The organism is Ornithinimicrobium sp., assembly GCF_051004135.1.
Classification (GTDB): Bacteria; Actinomycetota; Actinomycetes; order Actinomycetales; family Dermatophilaceae; genus Ornithinicoccus.
Genome location: NZ_JBPCKQ010000176.1, coordinates 1 through 21,820, shown reverse-complemented (window position 1 = coordinate 21,820; position 21,820 = coordinate 1). Strand labels below are relative to the sequence as shown.

General features: G+C 69.9%; 15 protein-coding genes and 2 pseudogenes. 5 read left to right on the top strand and 12 right to left on the bottom strand.

The genetic code is table 11. From position 1 onward, the window contains the following. Positions 1–126, top strand: a pseudogene (locus tag ACR2FV_RS12190) ((S)-ureidoglycine aminohydrolase); the annotation flags it as partial. Positions 127–260: 134 nt separating this feature from the next. Here ACR2FV_RS12190 and aceE read toward each other — a convergent pair. Further along, a complete protein-coding gene (aceE, locus tag ACR2FV_RS12185) occupies positions 261–2,984 on the bottom strand; it encodes a pyruvate dehydrogenase (acetyl-transferring), homodimeric type (protein ID WP_434015964.1) in 2,724 nt (907 codons plus the stop codon). Between the two features lie 238 nt (positions 2,985–3,222). Between aceE and ACR2FV_RS12180 the strand changes: the two genes are divergently transcribed. Beyond that, positions 3,223–4,236 (top strand): serine hydrolase domain-containing protein, encoded by a 1,014-nt coding sequence (locus ACR2FV_RS12180; RefSeq protein WP_434015963.1) that lies wholly within the window; start codon positions 3,223–3,225, stop codon positions 4,234–4,236. A gap of 80 nt (positions 4,237–4,316) precedes the next feature. On the opposite strand, the gene ACR2FV_RS12175 is transcribed toward ACR2FV_RS12180, so the two are convergent. The 3 genes from ACR2FV_RS12175 to ACR2FV_RS12165 form a co-directional block, all read right to left on the bottom strand. Next, a complete protein-coding gene (locus tag ACR2FV_RS12175) occupies positions 4,317–7,532 on the bottom strand; it encodes an acrylyl-CoA reductase family protein (RefSeq protein ID WP_434015962.1) in 3,216 nt (1,071 codons plus the stop codon). Positions 7,533–8,043: 511 nt separating this feature from the next. After that, complete coding sequence (locus ACR2FV_RS12170) at positions 8,044–9,645, bottom strand: GMC family oxidoreductase (protein WP_434015961.1); 1,602 nt, start codon at positions 9,643–9,645, stop codon at positions 8,044–8,046. Beyond that, a complete protein-coding gene (locus ACR2FV_RS12165) occupies positions 9,642–10,262 on the bottom strand; it encodes a hypothetical protein (protein WP_434015960.1) in 621 nt (206 codons plus the stop codon). The genes ACR2FV_RS12170 and ACR2FV_RS12165 overlap by 4 nt, the downstream gene beginning before the upstream one ends. Before the next feature lie 106 nt (positions 10,263–10,368). Here ACR2FV_RS12165 and ACR2FV_RS12160 point away from each other — a divergent pair, with 106 nt between their 5' ends. Continuing rightward, positions 10,369–11,430 (top strand): saccharopine dehydrogenase, encoded by a 1,062-nt coding sequence (locus ACR2FV_RS12160; RefSeq protein WP_434015959.1) that lies wholly within the window; start codon positions 10,369–10,371, stop codon positions 11,428–11,430. Positions 11,431–11,623: 193 nt separating this feature from the next. Beyond that, positions 11,624–12,685 carry an SGNH/GDSL hydrolase family protein gene (locus ACR2FV_RS12155; RefSeq protein WP_434015958.1) on the top strand — a complete coding sequence of 354 codons (1,062 nt, stop codon included), beginning with the start codon at positions 11,624–11,626 and terminating at the stop codon, positions 12,683–12,685. Between the two features lie 78 nt (positions 12,686–12,763). On the opposite strand, the gene ACR2FV_RS12150 is transcribed toward ACR2FV_RS12155, so the two are convergent. The 8 genes and pseudogenes from ACR2FV_RS12150 to ACR2FV_RS12115 all read right to left on the bottom strand — a co-directional run bounded on the left by ACR2FV_RS12150 (position 12,764) and on the right by ACR2FV_RS12115 (position 19,932). Further along, complete coding sequence (locus ACR2FV_RS12150) at positions 12,764–13,066, bottom strand: hypothetical protein (RefSeq protein WP_434015957.1); 303 nt, start codon at positions 13,064–13,066, stop codon at positions 12,764–12,766. Positions 13,067–13,136: 70 nt separating this feature from the next. Next, positions 13,137–14,597, bottom strand: a complete 1,461-nt coding sequence (locus ACR2FV_RS12145; protein WP_434015956.1) for a DUF2786 domain-containing protein — start codon at positions 14,595–14,597, stop codon at positions 13,137–13,139. A gap of 78 nt (positions 14,598–14,675) precedes the next feature. After that, a complete protein-coding gene (locus ACR2FV_RS12140) occupies positions 14,676–15,164 on the bottom strand; it encodes a hypothetical protein (protein ID WP_434015955.1) in 489 nt (162 codons plus the stop codon). Positions 15,165–15,174: 10 nt separating this feature from the next. Then, the gene (locus ACR2FV_RS12135) at positions 15,175–16,530 is read right to left on the bottom strand and encodes an FUSC family protein (protein WP_434015954.1); all 1,356 of its coding nucleotides are present in this window, start codon (positions 16,528–16,530) and stop codon (positions 15,175–15,177) included. Between the two features lie 469 nt (positions 16,531–16,999). Beyond that, positions 17,000–17,716, bottom strand: a complete 717-nt coding sequence (locus tag ACR2FV_RS12130) for a class I SAM-dependent methyltransferase (protein ID WP_434015953.1) — start codon at positions 17,714–17,716, stop codon at positions 17,000–17,002. Positions 17,717–17,816: 100 nt separating this feature from the next. Then, a pseudogene (locus ACR2FV_RS12125) lies at positions 17,817–19,325 on the bottom strand (IS1634 family transposase); the annotation flags it as partial. Between the two features lie 2 nt (positions 19,326–19,327). Next, positions 19,328–19,492 (bottom strand): hypothetical protein, encoded by a 165-nt coding sequence (locus ACR2FV_RS12120; protein ID WP_434015952.1) that lies wholly within the window; start codon positions 19,490–19,492, stop codon positions 19,328–19,330. A gap of 110 nt (positions 19,493–19,602) precedes the next feature. Beyond that, the gene (locus tag ACR2FV_RS12115; protein WP_434015951.1) at positions 19,603–19,932 is read right to left on the bottom strand and encodes a hypothetical protein; all 330 of its coding nucleotides are present in this window, start codon (positions 19,930–19,932) and stop codon (positions 19,603–19,605) included. 226 nt (positions 19,933–20,158) lie between these two features. Here ACR2FV_RS12115 and ACR2FV_RS12110 point away from each other — a divergent pair, with 226 nt between their 5' ends. After that, complete coding sequence (locus ACR2FV_RS12110) at positions 20,159–21,601, top strand: sodium/glutamate symporter (protein ID WP_434015950.1); 1,443 nt, start codon at positions 20,159–20,161, stop codon at positions 21,599–21,601. The last annotated feature ends 219 nt before the right edge of the window (positions 21,602–21,820 follow it).

The window sequence follows — 21,820 nt, the reverse complement described above, 5'->3', positions numbered from 1 at the left end:
GGCGACTTCATGTGGCTGCGCGCGTTCTGCCCGCAGGCCTGCTACGCCGGCGGCCCGGGGCGCTTCCGCTACCTGCTCTACAAGGACGTCAACCGGCACGCCACGCTGTCGCGACAGTTCGTCTGAGACTCCGCCTAAGACTCCCGCGACGCGCCGACGGGCACCTCCTCATCGCCTGAGGGGGTGCCCGTTCGTCGTCCTCGAGTGCCCGCATGTGCCGATGGCGACCTTCGGCACCATCCGCACGGGGTGACCTCAGGTCAGGAGTCGCCGCCCGCGGTGCCGGTCGTGCCGGCGTTGACGTCGAGCAGGCGGTACTGCTCCGCGGCCTTGCGCGCACACCCGGGGTCGATGCTGCCCTCGTCGGCAAGCATCTGCAGCGCCCGCACCACCATGGAGTGCACGTCGATGTGGAACCACCGGCGGGCCGCGGCCCGGGTGTCGGAGAACCCGTGGTCGTCGGCGCCCAGGGTGGCGAAGGCGTGGGGCACGAGCTGGCGGATCATGTCGGGCACGTCCGAAGCGAAGTCGGTCGAGGCGACGACGGGGCCACGCGCGTCGCGCAGCTTGTCGGCCACGTAGGCCGTCCGGGCCGGCTCGTCGGGGTGCAGGAAGCTGTGCTCCTGCGCGGCCAGGCCGTCTCGGCGCAGCTCCACCCACGAGGTCACCGACCACACGTCGGCACTCACGCCCCAGTCCCGCTCCAGCAGCCGCGACGCCTCGAGCGCCCAGGGCACCGAGACGCCCGAGCCCATGAGCTGGCAACGCGGCCCGTCACCGTCGGCCGCGCGGACCCGGTGCAGGCCCCGCACGATCCCGTCGACGTCGACGTCCTCCGGCTCGGCCGGCTGCAGCATCGGCTCGTTGTAGACCGTCAGGTAGTACATGACCGAGGGATCCGTGCTGTCCGGGCCGTACATCTGGGCCAGCCCTGCCGCGACGATGTGCGCGATCTCGTAGCCGAAGGCCGGGTCGTAGACCTTCATCGCCGGGTTGGTGGCCGCCAGCACCGGCGAGTGCCCGTCGGCGTGCTGCAGGCCCTCCCCGGTCAGCGTCGTCCGCCCGGCCGTGGCGCCGATGATGAAGCCCCGGGTCATCTGGTCCATCGCGGCCCACATGGCGTCGCCGGTGCGCTGGAACCCGAACATGGAGTAGAAGACGTAGACCGGGATCATCGGCTCGCCGTGCGTGGCGTAGGACGTGCCGGCGGCGGTGAACGCGGCGAATGAGCCGGCCTCGTTGATGCCGGTATGCAGGATCTGCCCCTTCTCGGACTCCGTGTAGGACAGGAACAGCGCCCGGTCGACCGCGGCGTAGCGCTGCCCGTCCGGGTTGTAGATCTTGGCCGTGGGGAAGAAGGAGTCCATCCCGAAGGTGCGGGCCTCGTCGGGGATGATCGGCACGACGCGCGAGCCCACCCCCTTGTCGCGCATGAGGTCACGCAGGATGCGCACGAAGGCCATCGTCGTCGCGGCCTGCTGCTTGCCCGAGCCCTTGCGGGAGGTGGCGAAGGCTGAGGCATCCGGCACCGTGAGCTGGGTCGACCGCGTCCGCCGGGACGGCACGAAGCCGCCGAGCTCACGCCGGCGCTCCATCAGGTACTGCATCTCCGGCGCGTCGTCGCCGGGCTTGTAGTAGGGCACGTCGTAGGGGTCGGCGTCGATCTGCGCGTCGGTCACCGGGATGTGCAGCAGGTCGCGGAATCCCTTGAGGTCCGCCGCAGTCAGCTTCTTCATCTGGTGAGTGGCGTTGCGGGCCTCGAAGTTGGCCCCCAGACCGTAGCCCTTGACCGTCTTGGCCAGGATGACGGTCGGCCGGCCGCTGACGTTGCCTGCGGTGGCCGCACGGTAGGCGGCATACACCTTGTGGTAGTCGTGGCCGCCGCGCTTCAGACTCCAGATCTGGGCGTCGCTCAGGTGTGACACCAGCTTCGTGGTGGCCTCGGACCGTCCGAAGAAGTGCTCCCGGATGTAGCCGCCGGACTCCCCCTTGTAGGTCTGGTAGTCCCCGTCGCGGGTCTCGTTCATGATCTGCACCAGGTCGCGGCCGTGGTCGGCGGCCAGCAGCGCGTCCCACTCCCGGCCCCACAGCACCTTGACCACGTTCCAGCCGGCGCCGCGGAAGAAGCCCTCCAGCTCCTGGACGATCTTGCCGTTGCCGCGCACCGGACCGTCGAGTCGCTGCAGGTTGCAGTTGATCACGAAGGTGAGGTTGTCCAGCCGGTCGTTGGCAGCCAGCTGCAACAACCCGCGTGACTCCGGCTCGTCCATCTCGCCGTCACCCAGGAAGGCCCATACGTGCTGGTCCGCGGTGTCCTTGATGCCGCGGCCGGTCAGGTAGCGGTTGAACTGGGCCTGGTAGATCGCGTTCATCGGCCCGATGCCCATGGACACGGTCGGGAACTGCCAGAAGTCGGGCTTCATCCGCGGGTGCGGATAGGAGGGGAGGGCGTGCGGGGCCTTGGACCGCTCCTGCCGGAAGCCGTCGAGGTCCGCCTCGGACAGGCGCCCCTCCAGGTAGCCGCGGGCATACATCCCCGGTGAGGCGTGCCCCTGGAAGAACACCTGGTCGCCGCCACCGGGGTGATCGGGTCCCCGGAAGAAGTGGTTGAGCCCCACCTCGTACAGGGTGGCGGCACCGGCATAGGTCGAGATGTGTCCACCCACCGAGACGTCGGGGCGCTGCGCGCGGTGCACCATCACGGCCGCGTTCCACCGCAGCAGCCGGCGATAGCTGCGCTCCAGGTTCTCGTCTCCAGGGAACATGGGCTCCTGGCCGACCGGGATGGTGTTGACGTAGTCGGTGGTGACCGGCTCGGCCCCCCCGATCCCAGCGGCGGACGCTCGCTCACCGAGCATCCGCAGCACGGTCGAGGCACCTGCCGCACCGCGGTCCCGGACGAGCTGGTCGAAGGACTCCGACCACTCCACCAGCTCCTCCCGGTCCACGAGGTGGGCGGCCGACTGAATGTCGAGGTTGTCCATGACTTCCTTCTTTCCGGGTGCGGTGCGAGTGGACGGTGGCCCGGCCCTGGGCTCTATGTCGACGCCGTGGGGGGTATGCCGCAGCACGGCTGATGGTCGCAGCTGGGCGGACCGTTGTCGTGCGATGAGCACCGGCTGGTGCTCTGGTCGGCCACCGCACCGTGACCTGGCACGGTGCGGTGGTCGGCCGATGACTTCGCCGTGACTAGGCGTCCCGCTTCGGTGGCGGCGTGCCGCCGTGGTCGGACTCGCCCGTGGGCGTCACCGGCCCGGACGTCTCGGTCGGTGCAACAAGGCCGTCGACGTGCACCACGTCGCGGGCTATCGCCACAGGAGGAGCAATCTGGCGGACTCGGTCGCCACGCTGGCGCAGAGCCGCGGCTTCTCGGGTGTGGTGCGCGTGGACCGCGGCGAGCACCCGGAGCTGGCAGCCGCCTTCGGGCTCGCCGAGCGCGGTTACGGCATACCGCACACGATGGACACCCAGCTGGCCCTCGCCAGCGGCGTGAAGCCGTTGACCGCGCTGGTCGTGGTGAGCCTGATCGAGGAGGGGCTGCTGCGCCTGGACGCGCCCATGCGGGCTCTGCTCTGCGCCGACCTGCCCCTCATCGACGACGCGGTCAGCGTCGAGCACCGGCTGGCGACGACGCAGGACTACCTCACGGTGCTGGAGGGGCACCCGCAGAAGTTCCCACCCGGCGAGCGCTTCTCCTACTGCAACAGTGGGTATGTCGTGCTGGCGCTGCTCGCCGAGCGCGCGAGCGGGCAGGACTTCCCGGCCCTCGTGCAGCGGCGGGTGTGCGAGCCGGCCGGCATGGTGGACACCGCCTTCCTGCGCTCGGACGAGCTGCCGGCCAGCGCCGGCCGGGGCTACCTGGACGCCGACGGGTTGCGGACCAACGTGCTGCACCTGCCGGTGCGTGGCTGCGGTGACGGTGGGATCTACACGACGGCAGCCGACGTCCACGCACTCTGGCAGGCGCTGGGCCACGCGCGGGTGGTCTCCCGGGAGTGGTATGCCGAGATGACCCGGCCCCGCAGCGAGGCGCCGACGGAGTCAGCCCACTACGGTCTCGGCTTCTGGCTGCCGCTGCCCGGGGACCGCGTGGCCTTCGAGGGGATGGACGCCGGGGTGTCCTGCCGCAGCGTGCATCAGAAGGAGACGGGGGTGACGCATACGGTGCTGGCCAACACCTCTGGTGGCGCCTGGGCGATCAGTCGCCACCTCGACGAGCAGCTGTTCGTAGCGTAGGCCCGGCCGGCCTGTCGCAGCATCGCGCAAGCCTGTGCAGTTGTGTCGCCGGGACGACACAACTGCAGAGGCTTGCCGACTCAGGAGTGCGGGTCCACCACGACTCGGCCACGCACCTGACCGGCCAGGATCGCGGGACCACGCTCCAGCAGGCTGCTCATCGCCACGACCTCCGTCAGTGACTCCAGCAGCTCGCCGGGCAGGTCGCGGGCCAGCCGGGCCCACGCGGTCTCACGGACCTCGAGCGGCGCCTGCACCGAGTCGACGCCCTGCAGCCGGACGCCGCGCAGGATGAACGGCATCACCGAACTCGGCAGGTCGACGCCGCCGGCCAGACCGCACGCGGTCACCACGCCGCCATACCTGGCCTGGGCCAGCACCCTGGCAAGCATGGTCGAGCCGACGGTGTCGACCGCGCCGGCCCACGTCTCGGTCTCCAGCGGCTTGCCCTCGCCGGTCATCTCCTCGCGGCTCAGGAACTCGGTCGCGCCGAGCGAGCGCAGGTAGTCGTGCTGCTCGGGCCGTCCCGTGACCGCGGCCACCTGGTAGCCCAGGTTGGCCAGGATCGCCACGGCGACGCTGCCGACGCCGCCGGCCGCGCCGGTGACCACGACCGGCCCGTCCTCGGGCGACACCCCGCCGTCCTCCAACCCGAGCACGCACAGCATGGCCGTCAGCCCGGCCGTGCCGATGCCCATCGCCTGTGTGCTGCTGAGGCCGTCGGGACGGGAGACCAGCCAGTCGGCCCGGACCCGCTGGCGCTGCGTGTAGCCGCCCCAGTAGCGCTCGCCAACCCCCCAGCCCGTCAGCACGACGCCGTCGCCGGCCCCGAAGCGCTCGGACTCCGAGCTGACAACCGTGCCGGCGAAGTCGATCCCCGGCACCATCGGGAAGGACCGGATGATCCGCCCCTTGCCGGTCAGCGCCATGCCGTCCTTGTAGTTCAGCGAGGAGTAGTCGATGTCGACGACCACCTCCTCGGCGTCGGCATACCGGGGCAGGTCCGCGTCGGTGAGCTGCTCGATCGAGGCGCTCGCGGACTTGGGGTTGCCCTCTTCGGCCTCCCGGACGACCAGTGCGGTGAAGGTGTCGGACATGCTGCTCTCCTGAGGGTCGGGGTCGGGGTTCTCGTGTCGCACGAGGGCTGGTGCGGCAGGGTCAACGGAGCCTGCGCTGTCGAGGCCGACCGCCGCGGCAGCGGTCGCCACGGCAGCGGTGGGGATGACCAGGGCATCGAGAGCCATGCAGCCATCCAGGGTGACCGCCAAGGGGTTGACGTCGAGCTCTGCGATGAGGTCCCCGACGTCAGCAGCCAGGTCGGAGAGGGCGACGAGAGCCGGAACCACCGAGGCCTTGTCGGCCGGCGGCCCGCCACGGACGGCGTCGAGGACGGCAGCGATGGCCAGCTTGTCGATCATTCGCTCGGCGATGGGCGCGTCGATCGGCACGAGCCCGAGCTGGCGGTCACCGAGCACCTCGATGAACACGCCGCCGCCTGCGATGAGAACCATCGGCCCGAACTGCGGGTCGGAGACGATGCCGAGCGCCATCTCCACCCTGGGCACGATCATCGGGGCCACGAGGACCTCGGGGCCGCGTCGTTCGGCGAGGTCGCTGTAAGCCGCACGCAGCTCGCTCTGGTTGGAGACGTTCAGGACCACGCCACCGACGTCGGACTTGTGCGTGACACCCAGCGCGGCGGTTTTGACGGCCACGGGGTAGCCGACCTCTGCTGCCGCGGCGAGGGCAGCCTCGCCGTCGGACACGACACGGTGCGGCACCGTGGGCACCCCGTAGTCGGCGAGCAGCTCCAACCCTTCGCTCTCCGTCAGCACCTCGGGTCGGGAGAGGCGGGCGCGCCAGCGCGTGGTGACCGACGGGTCGGGCTTGGTCGGTGGGTCGATGATCGGCCGGCGAGTGAAGTCGCGGTGCTCCAGCGCGTTGCGGACGGCGATCAGGCCGGCGACGGTGCCATCGAGCACGGGGATGCCCAGATCGGTCAGCCGGCGGGCCAGGTCCTGGGAGTCGGTGCCGATGTGGTTGGTCAGCATCGCAACCGGCTTGGTGGTGCGCCGGTGTACGCGCCGGCAGATGCGGGCGAAGGACTCGTGCAGGTAGAAGCCCGACGTAAGATCGATGACGAAAACCCCGAGTGCCGTGTCATCGTCGTCCATCAGCGCCTGCCAGCAGCGCTCGAAGATGGTCTGGTAGTCGTTGCCCGTCCCCCACGCGTCGAGTGGGTTGATCGCCTCCAACCCGTGGTCGAGGTGCTCGGCGAGGACCGTGGTCGTCGTCTCGCTGATCTGGGCGAAGGGCACGCCCACGTCGGCGGCGAGGTCGATCAGCAGCTCCCGTTCCCCACCGGAGTCGTGGATCGCGGCGAGGCCGCCTGGGCCGGGGCGGCGCCTGTCGGACAGCAGGAGCGCGGTCGCGGCCAGCTCATCGAGGGACTTCACGGACAGCACTCCGTAGCGCTCGAACATCGTCCGGTATGCGGCATCGTCTCCCGCGATCGCTCCCGAGTGGCTGAGCGCGAGCTTCGCGGACTGAACAGTGCGACCGGCCTTGAGTGCGACCACCGGTACGTCGCGGTCGGCCGCCTTCTCCAGTGCGCGCAGGAACGCCTCGGGCTTGCGCACCGACTCGACGAACAGGGCGATTACGCGGGTGCTGTCCTGTGCGAGCGCATAGTCCATGTAGTCGGCGAGACTGGTGACCAGCTCCTGGCCAGGAGAGATGGCCAGGTTGTAGCGCAGCTTCTGGTCGTTCCACAGCAGCGCGGTCAGCACGGAGCCGGACTGCGCCAACAGGGTGACCCCGCCCTCCTGGAGCTCGTAGGGCCGGTTGAAGGGGAAGGCTCTGAACCACCGCTCGACGTTGTAGAAGCCCATGCAGTTGCCGCCCACGATCGGCAGGTCTGCGGCGAGGGCCATGCTCCGGATCCGGCTGCGCAGCGAGGACTCCTCGCTGTCGGTCGGCAGCAATGCACTGCCCGGAATCACCAGACCGCCCATCCCTAGCTCGATCGCCGTGGCGACCTGCTCCTCGAGCCGGTCGTTGCCGACGCCGAGGACGGCCAGGTCCGGCACATGGGGGAGCTCTCGCAGACTCGGGTAGCAGGGATGACCCTCGACCTCGGCATACTTGGGGTTGACCGGGTAGATCCGGCCGGGGTAGCGCGAGACCTGCAGCTCCAGCACCATGTCGTTGCCGGCCACGTTGGGCACCGTCGACGCGCCGACAAGCGCCACCGACGCCGGGGCCAGCATCCGCCCCAGGCGGTGCGCCTCACCCATGAGGGCGTCCGGCGGACGACACACGGCGACACTAGCAGCGGCGGCGGCTGGGTCGCGCCGATCTCACAGGCGTGGACCGACCGGCTCGGACTCCATCGCCAGGACCGCGAAGACCGGCTCGGTGACCCGCCGGAGCGGCTCGCGTGTCCGGAGGCGACGGCACGTCGTCCAGCCGACGCCACGCCAGGGTGAAGACATCTGCCAGCAGATCCTCGGCATCGTGGACGGTGTCGGTGCGCCGCACACAGTAGCGCCACAGGTCGTCGTAGAGGTCGGTATAGATCGCGCGGAACCGTGCCGCAGCGTCTCGTTCCTGCTCGCTCGTTCTCACGCCGCTGCGCCCATGGGGGTCAACCTGGTCATGCACCCCACATGTCGGGAGCACGGCGGACCTTTCAGGGTCGTGGTCGGACCGGTGGGAAGGGAGGGGTCCAGGACAGGTTGCCGCTGCCACGACGCACAGGGTGCTGACCAGGACGTCATGGAACCGTGGAAGCTACCGCGCCGGAAGTCAGAGGTTGCCGGCGGCCAGCTCCTGCGCAATGTGCTCGGCCTGCCGGATGGCCAGCGCCACGATGGTCAGCGTCGGGTTGGCGGACGCGCCGGTGGTCATCTGCGAGCCGTCGCTGACGAACAGGTTGGGCACGTCGTGCGCCCGTCCCCACTTGTCCACGACACCGTCGCCCGGGTCGGCGCTCATCCGGCACGTGCCCAGGTTGTGCGTCGAGGGGTAGGGCGGGGTGTGGTGCACGGCGAGCGCTCCCACCGCGCCGTAGATCTGGTCGGCCACACCGTAGGCGTAGCTGCGCATCGCGACGTCATTGGGGTGGTCGCTGTAGTGCACGTTGGGCACCGGCAGGCCGTGCTGGTCCTGCACGTCGCGGTTGAGCGTGACCCGGTTGCCCGGCTGCGGCATGTCCTCACCGACGATCCAGGTGCCGGCGATGTTGGCATACGCCTCCATCCACGACGTGAGCTCCCGCCCCCAGGCGCCCGGCTCGATGAAGCTGGCCAGGAAGGCCGGCCCCAGCGCCAGGGTCTCCAGGTAGAAGCCGCCGGCGAAGCCACGCGAGGTGTCGTGCCGGGCCTCATCGGCCACGATGCCGGCCATCGTCTCGCCGCGGTACATCCGCACGGGCTGCTCGAACCTCGCGTATGCGGTGCCGGTCAGGTGGCGCATGTAGTTGCGGCCCACCTGGTCCGCGGCGTTGGCCAGACCGCGGGGATGCCGGCCGGAGTCGCTCATCAGCAGCAGCCGAGGTGTCTCGATCGAGTTGCCCGCCACACAGACCACCCGCGCAGCCTGCCGGTGCAGGCTGCCTGCCGCGTCGAGATACTCCACCGCGTCGACCGCGCCGGCGTCGTCGTGGGTGATCCGCACCGCCTGGCAGCCCGGCCGCAGGTCCAGGTGCCCGGTCGCCAGGGCCCGCGGGATCTCCCGGACCAGCGTGGACCACTTGGACCCGTGCTTGTCACCTTGGAAGTTGAAGCCGTCCTGGATGCTGCCCGGCCGGTCGTCGTAGGGCTCGGCGTTGGTCGCATAGGGCCCGGTGGCGTAGTAGGTGTAGCCGGCACGCTCGGCGCCATTGGCCAGCACCGTGTAGTTGTTGTTGGCCGGCAACGGCGGTCGACCGTGCCGGTGGGTGGAGCCCATCGCCTGCTCAGCGCGGTCGTAGTAGGGCGCCAGGTCGGCCAGCGTGATCGGCCAGTCCAGCAGGCTGGCCCCCTGGATATCGCCGTATGTCGTGTGCGCGGCGAACTCGTGCTCCATGAACCTGGGCGTCGCCCCGGCCCAGTGGGTGGTGGTGCCGCCGACGGCCTTGACGATCCAGGTCGGCAGGTTGGGGAAGTCGCGGGTGATCCGCCACGCCCCCGAGGTGGTGCGCACGTCCAGCCAGGCCATCTGGCCGAACGCCTCCCACTCGTTGTTGACCCAGTCGTCCTGGCTCAGGTAGGGCCCGGCCTCCAGGACCACACACTTCACGCCTCGGGCGGTCAGCTCATGGGCCAGGGTTCCCCCGCCGGCCCCCGAGCCGACAATGACCACGACCGAGTCGTCATGCTCGATGGCCGCACCGTGCGTGTCGGTCTGCTGGGTGGGGTCGGCGCTCATCCCTGCCCTCCTTCGGTGGTGACCAGCTCGGTCCGGGGTTCACCGTCGTGCTCCTCGATCCGGGCCGTCGGCAACCAGTCAAGGTCGTCGAATCCGCGGTGCAGGTAGCCCCCCTGCTCGTAGGACGCACCCTCGTAGCCAAGCACACCCCATACCTCCTGGTCGTCGTAGAGCGCGACGACCGCCGTGCTGCGGATCATCCGGAAGAAATAGTCGTCGCCGCGGTCGCGCAGCACCGCCTCGGCGGCCTCGTCGTCCAGACCCAGGAAGTCGCCGCCTGCGGCGCGGTCCAGCCCGGCCAGCCCCACGCTCAGCGTGCGCTGGTCCCCGGCGTCTGCGCTCGCGGCCTCCTGGACCGCGGTGGCGGTCCGCTCGTAGGGCCCGTCCGGGAAGGTGTCGTGCGGGTAGGCCGCCCGCAGCAGCCGGGCCAGCACCTGGTGCGCCCGGTCAGCCGCCATCTGCTCAGGGCCGGCAGACGGCCCGTGCGCGCGACTCTTGTCGACCTGCAGCTCGACGGGCTCGTTGGGGTGCTGCTGCTCGGGGTCCGGGTCGACCATCGTTCCTCCTACGTCGGCGTCATTGCCGGCCGGTGCGCCGTCCTCCGGGGAGTGGCCCATCCGCCCAGGCCAACTGTGCTTGCTTCCCCTCCTGTTGTCCAGAGGATCATGCTGCCCCGTGTCGGTATGCCGATGCGCTCGCCCGGACCGACCGTAGGGTGTGGGCGTGAACGACCTGCACCTGTGGATCCGCAGCGAGATGCGCTCGACCGAGCAGCGCGTGCCCATTGTGCCGGCGGATGCCGCCCGACTCGTCGCGGCCGGCGCGCGGATCACGGTCGAGGAGTCGGCGCAGCGCGTCTTCGCCCAGGCCGACTACCGGCGGGCCGGTTGCGAAGTCGTCCCGGCGGGTGTCTGGGAGCACGCCCCCGCAGATGCCTACGTCGTGGGAATCAAGGAGCTGCCCCCCGAGCCGGTGACGCTGCGGCATACCCACATCTTCTTCGCTCACGCCTTCAAGGGGCAGCGGGGTGCCGGTGAGCTGCTGGCCCGGTTCGGCCAGGGCGGGGGTGAGCTGCTCGACGTCGAGTACCTCACCGTGGCCGGGCACCGCAGCGTCGCGTTCGGGCACTGGGCCGGGTATGTGGGTGCGGGTCTCGCGGTGCTGCAGCACCGGCGCGAGCTGGTCGCCCCCCTCGCGCCGATGACCCAGCCGGACCTGGACGCCCGGCTGGGCGCACCGCATACGGCGGGGGTGCAGGCCCTGGTGATCGGGGCCAGGGGCCGCAGCGGCCGCGGAGCCGAGGCAGCGCTGCACCGGGCCGGTTGCGCGGTGACGCAGTGGGGGACGAAAGACACCCGGCTGCTGGACAAGGCCGCGCTGTTGAACCACGACCTGCTGGTCAACTGCGTGGTGACCTTCCGTCCGCAACAACCGTTCGTGGAGGCGGTCGACGCCCAGGCGTCGGGGCGCCGACTGTCGGTGATCGCCGACGTGACTTGCGACGTGACCTCGGGGCACAACCTGTTGCCGGTCAACACCGCGGTCACGACCTGGGACGACCCGGCGCGGCGGGTGCACGAGGGACCGGTGCCGCTCGACGTGATCGCCATCGACAACCTGCCCTCGCTGCTGCCCCGCGAGGCCAGCATCGCCTTCTCGGCCGACTTCGTTCCGCTGCTCGACGACCTGGCTGCGAGGCGCGGACCCTGGGTGAAGGCCCGGGCCGCCTTCGAGCGCGCGGTCGCTGCCTCGACGCTGGATCAACCGACAGGGGCAGATCTCTAAGGGTGTGCGTTCGGTGCCGAATGTCACCTCATGCACCGGTTTTCGGGTGCGCGATGGTGCGTACGGTGACACTCGGCACCCTCTGCACGATGCTCCTCGAGAAGTGTCCAGATGTATGCGGAAATCTCACGGGATGTGCGCAGGTGTTGGGTAGCGATCGGTTGCGGGGTCGGTCGCCCTCGGCGAGGCTCGCATGGTGAAGCCAACCCAAAGACGTCCGCTGAGCGCACTCGCCGCCTCCGGCCTCCTGGCGCTGACCGCCCCACTGGCGGCCCAGGCGCAGAGCGACGACACGACATACGTCGCGCTCGGTGACTCCTACTCCGCCGGGGTCGGCACCTACGCCCCGACCGACAGCTGCTACCGCTCGCCCTACGGATATCCGGTGCTGATCGCCCAGCGCCGGGCCCTGCAGCTGAACTACCAGGCGTGCAGCGGTGCGGTGACCAGCGATGTGGCCGCCAACCAGGTCGGCTCGCTGACGAGCGCTACCGACTACGTGACGATGACCATCGGCGGCAACGACGTGGGCTTCGCCGACGTGATCACCGAGTGTGCGCAGCCGGGGTGGATCAGCAACTGCAAGGGTGCCATCTCCGATGCCCGCACGATCCTCAACCAGCGGATGCCGGGCCGCTACCACAACCTGTTCGCCACGATCGACAACCGGGCGCCCAACGCGGACATCGTGATCGGCGGCTACCCCCGGCTTTTCAACGGGGAGGACTGCAACCTGGCCACCTTCTTCTCCGGCTCGGAGATGTCCAGCCTCAACAGCGCCACCGACGAGCTGGACAACCTGATTCGGAGCACCTCGACGAACGCCGGCTTCGACTACGTCGACCCCCGGCGCGCTTTCCTCGGTCACGCGGTCTGCGACGACACCGAGTGGATCAACGGACTGAGCTACCCGATCATCGAGTCCTACCACCCCAACCGCGCCGGCAACGTGGGCTACGCCAACGTGTTCCTGCCTGCGCTGTCGGCCACCTCCCTGCAGAGCCAGCAGTCCAGGACCACCGCGGAGGCGCCGGAGAGCGCCGAGATGCGGGCGATGGCGCAGTACGTCCTAGCCATGAACCTGGACAGTTCGGCCCACCTCAAGCGTGCCAAGGCGGCCGGCATCAACCCGCGACAGATCGAGAAGATCACTGCGGATCTGCGATCTGCGGACACCAAGAAGATCGTCAAGGCGATGGAGAAGCTGCAGCGCTTCGACCGACGCTTCGAGGCGGCCCAGCAGCGCGACAGCTGAGCAACCCTGACCGAGGGCGGGGGCGGGGGCGGGGGCGGCGCGCGCTGCTCCCACCTCGGATCAGTGGGTTGTCCGGGGCTAGCGCCCCGGCCGGTCCTGCTCCTCGGCGCTGTCCTGCATCTCCTGCTCCGCGCTCGCGGCGTGGCGTAGCAGACGCTCACGCTCCTGAGCAGACGGCTGCTCGTCCGTGCCGAAGGTGGCACCGTCGGGAAGCTCGAGCAGATTGCCCTCCTCGGTCTCCATGTCGCGCGGCGTCTGCTCGTCGGTGTCCAGGCCCGGCTTGTGGCGCTGCGGCGGGCGCTCCGCGGCGCCGTCCACCGCCGACTCCTGCGTGCTGTCCTGATACTCGGTCGGCACCTCGTGCCCATCCTGTGCGCCCATCGGTCCATCGTCGCAGGCCGGGTGGTGCCCCGCAGGGCGGGGGTCGTGCCTTGCGGGCCGGGTGCAGCCGCTAACCGACGCGGGAGTCCGGGGCGCTGGACACCTTCGTGCGCAGGTCGAGACTCGCGCGGTCGGCCGCCGCACGCCCGGAGATCCAGCCTTCACGGTCCTGGGGCAGCGACATTGAGCGGTGCACCACCCGGGGAAACATCGTCTCGACCGCGTCGTCCACCGCGCTGGACCGGTCGGCGAGCACGCGGACCAGCGCAGTCTCCGATCGACGGGTGCTGCTGGGACCGCCGACCTGGGCCGAGCCGGCGCTCTGTGCATCGGCCTCGTCGCGAGCAGCGGCCGCCTCGGTCTCGGCGTCGGTCACCTCGCGCAACCGCTCACCGATGCGCGCGGCATACGAGGTCAGGAAGGAGCTGCGGAACGACCGGGTGCGCGATCGCCCGGCGCCGGTGTGACGTGAGCCCTCTCGGGTCACTGCCGAGGTCGCCTGCACCAGCAGTGAGGTGAAGAGCGTCTCGACCGCTTCGAGGTCGGGCGCGAAGCCCAGGACCGTCGCGAACCCCAGCTCCTGCGACCAGACGACGCGGCACCGGTTGGCGCCTGCCACGGCGTTGAGCAGCATCGCCTTGGGCGACTCGTAGGGTCGGTCGACGCCGATGCGCCGGGCGTTCGGCGCGTCGGACTGTGGGCTGGAGGCCTGCAGCATGGCGGCATCGATGCTGTGCCGGGCCATCAGCGCCTGGGCACCGGCGGTGAAGGTCTCGGCCTCGGCGTCGAAGGTGGTGGACTCGGCCTTGGCCAGCAGTTGGCGCACCCGGCTCAGGGTCCGCTCATCGACGGCGACCGGCTTGGACGAGGCCTCGCGGCGCGGGGTTGCCTCTCCCGGTCGCGGTCCGATCGCCTCCAGGGCCGGCAGCCCTGCGCAGAAGTCACTGACCGCGAGCGCGGCGGTGCATGTCGCGCCCCAGCCGTCGGCGCGCGCCGCGGCCCGCGCGGTCAGCCAGTCGGTGTCTTGGCCCCACCACCGGCTCGCCTCGGCCTCGGACAGCTGCCCGGTCCAGCGTGGATCGACGGTGCCCACGGCATACCGCTCGAGGTCCTCCACGATGGCATCGCCGAGCAGTGCCGCGCCCACAGAGTCGATCCGGCGGCCGGCCAGCCGCATCAGGTCGGCCGGCTGCCAGCCACCGCGCCACGCTGCGTCCAGCTGAACGCGAAGCACGTCTCGCAGATGCCGCGAGACCAAGAACTGACGCCGCGTCGTCCCCGCGAAGTCAACGAGGTGGGCGGCGGAGTCTGGGTGGCCACGCTCGGAGGCGAGCAGCGCCTCGCCGACCAGCCGGCCGGCCTCGTCGGCGTCATCCGGCGACGTCGACGCCCGGGCAGCGGCCCGGAACGCCGACGCCTGCTCCGCCCCGGAAGCCGCACCAGACACTCCCCTAGAAGCCACTCCGGCCCCGGCCGGCGCCTTGCGAGCCTTTGCCTTGGCGCGCCGCCGCTGCTGGTTGTTCCTGCCCATGGTCCTGCCCTTCTGGCCGTTTGACTGTTGTGCTCATCGTTGCAGGCACCGGGGACAGACCCGGCCCGGACACCCCGGTCAACGCTCGGTGCGACGGCCGCGCCAGCGCCGGACCAGCACGATCGGGCCCATCACGACGGCCCACAGGGCCGCGTCACGCACCGCGAGCAGCGCGCCGGGCCCCCCGAGGACCAGAGCGATCAACCCGACTCTGGCAGCAGCGCTAAGCGGGGTACCCAGGTCGACCGAGACCCGGCCGTCGTGCCGCCGGATCTCGATGGCCTCGCCGAGGACGTGATCGCCCAGGCAGCCTTTGAAGGTCACGAGGTGGTCCAAGCCTGGCCGCGGCCCGATGAGGCGAGCCGCGAAAGTCGCGTCCCGACAGCCGTCGACGACCAGCTCCGGCACGGTCGCCTCGCGGGAGATCACCACCGCGGGCTCCGGCTGCACGGCATACCACCGGGCGTCGATCAGCAGGATGGCCACGCCGATCAGCATGCCCAGCGCTGCGCCACAGGCACTCCACCGCGCGATGGACCCGGCGCGGCGCGCCAGCACACCTCTCATTCACGACCCCTCACCGTCTGGGTCGCCGGGTGACCCCGCGGCGTAGTCGTCGCACCTTACGGCGGGCGGCCTTGCCGGCGGTGAGCTCCTCCCGGGCGGCCGCAGGCAACAGGCGTGGCATGGCGGGTGAGGGGAGCATGTCGCGGAGCAACAAAGTGGTGGCGGCGAGCTGCGCTCCTGCCGACCGCTTCTGCTCGCGGCGCACCCGCGAGCGGTCCTCCAGCCTCAGCGGGGCGAGCACCTGCTCGACGGCGACCAAAGTGGAGCCCCGCAGCATCCAGAGCGAGGTCTCCGCCTTCGGGTCGACCATGAGCAGATCGGTGAGGATCGCGCGGGCCTCCCGAGCGACCTCCAGGCTCTCCGCCAGGTTGCGCTCGACCTCCTCGTCGGACTGCTCGGCCTCCGCCTCGATCATGGCACCGAAGGCATCCAGGCAGTCAGCCACGTTGGCGAGCACGACGGCGAACGCCGGGCGCACCTCCTCGCCATACCCGTCGTCGGGAGTCAGCTGCTCCGGAGCGTCCTTGCGCATGGCGACGAAGAGCGCTCGTATCGCGAACAGGGAGTGGTCCAGTGCCTCCAGCCCGGTCCGCAACACCGGCTCGATCTCGGGGGTTCCGATCGCCCGAGCGTTGAGGCGACGCACGTCCTTGACCGCCTGAACCTTCAGCGAGGCTTGCTCGGCCACCTTGTTGATGCTGCGGGCCTGATCGAGCCGGGCCTCGACCTCCCCCCTGGTGACGGGACCGGCAGCCATCGACTCGCCGGCCCTGCGCAGACAGTCCGCCTGTTGCCGCGCAACGCCGCGCACCAGGCCGATCGCCTGGCGGTTCGGCACCGGCGGCGGGAGCAACAAATTGAACGCAATCCCCACACCCGCCCCGATGAGCGTCGTGACCACCCTGGTCTCGGTGCCGATGTCCTGACCGCCGATGGCCAGGATCAGCATGGCGCTGATCGGCGTCTCCAACGCCTGCTCCCCCAGCCGCAGGATCGCCGCGAGAAGCAGCGACGCGGCGATCGCGATGGCCAGGCTCCACCAGGTCAGGCCCACCCAGGACGACAGCACCACCGCGACCAGGACCCCGGTGAGGACCGCGCCGACCCGAACCATCCCCATCCGGACGGTGGAGTATGCCGAGGTCTGCACCACCAGGATGGCGGTCAGTGAGCAGGTCAGGTCGATCGGCCCGTCGGTGAGCCAGAGCGTCAGCAGGTAGGAGATCACAGCCGCGGTGGTCAGCCGGCTGGTGGTGATCAGCGGCGGCACCCACTGCTGCCCCGCGATCAGCTGCCGCATCGCGCGGCCGACCCGTCCGGTGTCGAGGAGGTGGCGCACGTCGAGGATGTCGCGGTGAACGGACACGCGTGGCCCCCTTCCATCGGTCGGCGTGCGCATGCCTGGTGCCGACCGGAGTCGAACCCGTGACCCATTGTGTCCGGTGGCGGCAACGGGCGCGTCGTCCTGCCACCCGCCCACGTGCTTCACGATGCCCCGCTTGCCACCCCGACGGGGCGACGTCCTGCGGACTGCTTGGCTTGGCCGTGACGCGCAGGATGGGGCCGTCGTCGTGATCGGTGAATGTCCAGGCGACGAAGGCGCAGCACGTCTGCTCCGCCGCGGCGAGCCAGGCCAGCTCCGCGGGGGCTCCCACGGCTGGCGCGAACTTGACCTCCAGGTTTGCGCAGCGCGACAGGCGCGGGGATGGGCCAGGTCAGCAAGGGCGCGCCACCGCCGCATCCGAGTGGGCCCGTCGTCGGCAGCGAATGTGCAGGCGATGGGCAAGTCGCCTGCGCTCAGGAGTGGCCGACCTACCCATCGATCCATCCCACTGTCAAGACCTTCGACAGGTCAAGCCCGACGGGGCGACGTGCAAGACGGCTCCCCAGCCACGCCTCAGCAGCCCGTCCGGCCGCTGAGCCAGCCGGGTCCTGATCTCTGAGTGGAGCCGGTCCCGCTGACAGGGCTGCATCGCGATGTGCCCGGAGAACGTATCGAGCAACCGAAGGTACTCCTGAGCGTCATAGTCCACCTCCCAGTCGAACTGCCGAAAGGCCACGTCCCGGAAGAGACCCGATTCCTCGATCTCACTGCGATCGTCGGGAAGGGCCCCCGGCCGCGCGCGCCGCGCCGGCGGGAGACCTTCACCGGCCTCCTCGTAGACCTCCTGGATCTCCTCGAAGAACGGGTCGTCACCCTCAGCGAAGACGTGAGCGGCGCTCCAGAAGGCCAGTTCGCCACCCGGCCGCAGCAGCACCCAGGCTCGCTGGTATCGCACCGCCGGGTCGATCCAGTGCCACGCGGTGGCGGCGAACACCAGGTCGAACATGCCTAACAGCGAAGGCTTCCAGGTCTCGAAGGCTGCGTTGACAATCTCCACGTCCGGGTAGGCCGCCAGGTTGCGCCGCGCGACCTTGGCCAGCTGGGGACCGGTCTCGACGCCGGTGATGCGGAAGCCGCGACGGGCCAGCGGCAGCGTGGCCTTTCCGGTCGCGCACCCGACCTCCAACAGGCGATCTCCAGACCGGACTTCCGCAGTTGATGGGCACACGGGTGGCTGAATTTGTGGGTTGACCTGCGGGTATGCCGTGACGGGCGTGGTGGGGTCGTGTTACTACGCGACCGGGGCCTGGGAGGGGCGCCGGGGATGGTCAGGTGCTGGTGGTGAAGTCGAAGAACTTGGGCGGTTCGGGCAGGCCCAGGCTGGTGAGGATGTGCTTCTGCCCGGCCGTGGTGGCCGAGCGTTGCGCGACGTGGCCCTCGTGGGTGGCCAGGGTGACCAGGTGCATCCGGTCCAGCTCGTGACGCAGGTTGCGCCAGGTGCGGTCGGTGGTGTTCTCGGCGACCCGGATCAGCAGCAACGCCAGCCAGCACAGTTGGGCGTGGCCGCGGATCCGATCCTCCCGGTGGTGGAAGACCGGGCGCAGGCCCAGGTGGCCTTTCATGTCCCGCCAGCCACGTTCGACCGCCAGGAGCTGCTTGTACGCTGCGGCCAGGTCCGCCGCGGACAGCGTCGGGTCGGAGGTGCGCAGCAACCATTTGCCGTCCAGGTGCGCCTCGGCGCCGGCGGCCCTCTTGTCGATCCACAGCAGCCCGGTCTTGGTGCGCCGCAGGTACCGGGCCAGCCCCGGCTTGGTCTTGATCGACCCGACCAGCTCGCCCCGGGCCCGCGCGGACCACTGGTCGGACCCGGCGATCAGGGACTCCAAGTGGCTCATCAGGTTGGACCGCACTTGCGCGTCGCGTTCGGCCTGCTCGGGGTTGTGACAGATCACGAACCGCACCGCCCTGGCCCCGCCGTCCCCGTCACCGACCCCGCCGGGTGCGACGTGCACTTCCTTGACCCGCAGGTTCCCCGCCACGGTGCGATACCGGCCGGGGCGGGCCAACGCGGCGGTGGCCTCGGTGTTGGTGTGGCGCAGCTTCTCGGCGTGGATGTAATGCCCACCACCGCGGGTCAGGTTGGCCCGGTTCGCGGCCGAGGCGAACCCGCGGTCAGCCACCCACACCATCCGGTGCAGGTTCCACCCGGCCAGGTCGTCCTTGATGGTGGCGATGATGACCGTGTCGGCGGTGTTGCCCGGGAACGTCCAGCACCGCACCGGGACACCGTCACGGGTGACGGCCATCGCGATCACCACCTGCGGCAAGTCGGTGCGGAAGTCCTTGGAGTGCCCGAACGCCCTGCTCCCGGACTCCACCGGGTTGGAACCCTCGTCGGCCACGCCGGACGCGGTCTCGGTGAGGTCGTCGGGCACGTCGACCTCGAAGTAGGTGCTCGTGGTGTCCACGAACACGATGTCCAGGTCCAGGTTCAACAGGTGCGCCACCGAGGCGAACACCTGCCCGGCGATCTCCGGCAACGCCTCGCCCAGGAAGTCCATCGCCCGGTAGGCCTGGTCATCACTGAGCCCAGGCAACCCTTCGATGGCGACCCGTTCGGCCACCCGCCGGGTCGCGGCCAGCTTGGAGGCCGGCTCCAGGGCCCGCTGCGCGACCAGCGCGAACAGCACCCGCTCCACCAGGACCGGGTCGACCCGGCGCCCGACCGCGGCCTTGGTAATCGCCGCGCTGATGCCCAGGCGTTGCCAGAGCTGGTCCAACGTCCACGCCCCACCCAGCCGGCGGGACTCCAGCACCTCCACCTGCCCGGTGGCCGCTGCTACCGCAGCCTGCTCGGGGTCAGGAACCGAGAGATCGAGGAGACCAACCGGGTCAACGCGTCCCGGTCCACGTCCTGCGCCCGGCCGAAGGAGTGGATCACCTTCGCGGTCGAAGCGCCGGTGTCCGGGTGGCGTTCGTTGTGCGCCAACTGCAGGTACGACACGGTCGAGCCGTCCCGTTCTTCCGCCGCGTCTCCCGCAAGTACATACCTACACGAAACCACGCTGCTGCAGGCCACGTCCAGCGACACGCCCAACTCGTGTGCCTACACGATCACCACGCCTGCGCACCCCGGGTGAGCCTGACCAGCACAGACGTGATCAGCACCCCCGAAATGTGCCCACGAACTGCGGAAGTCCGGCCAGAGCTCACCCCAGTAAGCTCGACCAGCGTGTCGAACAGCGCCTCCGGATACTCCGGCCGCGCGCCATTGCGGAGCATCTCGCGCACGGCTGGCGGTATGCGGTCGAGATCGTCGTCGATGCACCGGTTGCCGCCGTCGCCCACTGGATCCCCCGCAGCCTCGGTCGCCTCGAGCCGATCGACGCCGACCACACTCGCCTTGTTGCCAGCACGGACGAGCCGACCTGGTATGCCCGTCACCTCGTCTGGATCGAGGCGCCCTTCCGCATCGTGAGCCCTCCCGAAACTCGGCGATGCCGCATACCTGCTGGGACAGCGCCTCACGCACGCCGGTCGCGAGGCGTAGACGAACCGACCCGCTCGGCCGACCGGGCGATGGATCCAGCCATCGCTTTACCTGAGGGAAGGCTATGTTCATTTCCGCTGATCCCTGCCATGCTGAGCCATCCGAGCAGAGGAGTCTTTTATGACGGGCGCCGTCGTAGGTTTCGCCATCCTGGTCCTGGGAGTGTTTCTCCTGCTCGGCAAGGTCATCCGGGTCAAGACGAGCTGGGTGCAGAAGTTGTTCCTGCCAAGCTCGATCATCGCGGGGTTCATCATGCTGGCGCTGGGCCCGGAGGTGCTGGGGGCCATCGCCGGCTTGCTCGGGTTCGACGGTCTCGAGGAGGCCGGCATCTTCAACTCGCAGATGCTGGAGGTGTGGAGCAGTCTGCCCGGTCTGCTCATCAGCATCGTTTTCGCCACCCTCTTCCTGGGCCAGCAGCTCCCCAGCTTCCGCCGGGCTCGCGATCTGGCCGGGCCACAGCTGTCCTTCGGCATCGCGCTCGGCTCCGGCCAATACGTCATTGCCCTGCTGCTCACCGTCGCGGTCCTGGTGCCCCTGTTCAACGCCACCCCGATAGTCGGAGCGCTGTTGGAGATCGGCTTCGAGGGAGGGCACGGCACGGCAGCAGGGATGGGCCCGACCCTGACCGAGCTCGGCTTCGAGGACGGAGGGGACCTCGCCCTCGGTATCGCCACCGTGGGGGTGGTCGGGGGGATCATGATCGGCATCCTGTTGATCAACTGGGGTGTCCGCACGGGTCGCACCCGCATCATCACCGGCAGCGCGGATCTCTCGATCGAGGAGCAGAAGGGCCTGTTCCGCGAGGACGAGCACCACCCGGCAGGAGAGCTCACCAGCCGGCCCGCCTCGGTGGAGCCGCTCAGCCTGCACGTGGCCATCGTGGCGCTGTCGATCCTGCTCGGCTGGCTGCTGCTGCAAGGGCTGCAGCTGATCGAGCAGGCGGTGTGGGCCGACACCATCGAGATCTTCGAGTTCGTCCCGCTCTTCCCGCTGGCCATGCTCGGCGGCGTGGTCGTGCAGCTCGCGGCCGAGCGGATGGGTGCCGGGCCACTGATCGACCACCAGATCATGCTGCGCATCCAGGGGCTGGCCCTGGACTTCCTGATCGTCAGTGCGCTGGCCACGCTGTCGCTGACCGCCATCGGGGCCAACATCGGTCCGTTCCTGATCCTGTGCCTCGCCGGCATCGTGCTCACCGTCGGCCTGCTGCTCCTGCTGGCGCCGCGCATCATCCCGGACTACTGGTTCGAGCGTGGCATCGGCGACTTCGGTCAGTCCATGGGCGTCACGGCGACCGGTCTGATCCTGATGCGCATCGTCGACCCGGATGCCGAGAGCCCGGCCTTCGAGGCCTTCGGCTACAAGCAGCTGGTCTTCGAGCCGTTCTTCGGCGGTGGCCTGGTGACTGCGGCCTCCGTCCCGCTCATCTTCGAGTTCGGTCCCTATCCGCTGCTCATCGGCATGTCGGTGCTCTTCGTCGTGGCCATCGGGCTGGGCCTCTTCTTCTACGGCGGCGCGGCCAAGGAGGCCCGGGCCAAGGAGAAGGAGACTGCCGCCGCCTAGCGATTTGCTAGGGACTTTGCGGCTACAACCGTAACTACTCAGGTGTTCGGCGTGGCGGGTTGATACTGGTGCGACTGGTGGGACAGTTGTTAGGTGTCCGATGATCCGCTGCCGCCGATTCCGGCTGAGCCGACGGTGGAGCAGCTGCGGGTGGCTGTGCTGGAGCGGGACACGGTGATCGGGGTCCTGCTGGAGCGGATCGAGGTGTTGGAGGCGCAG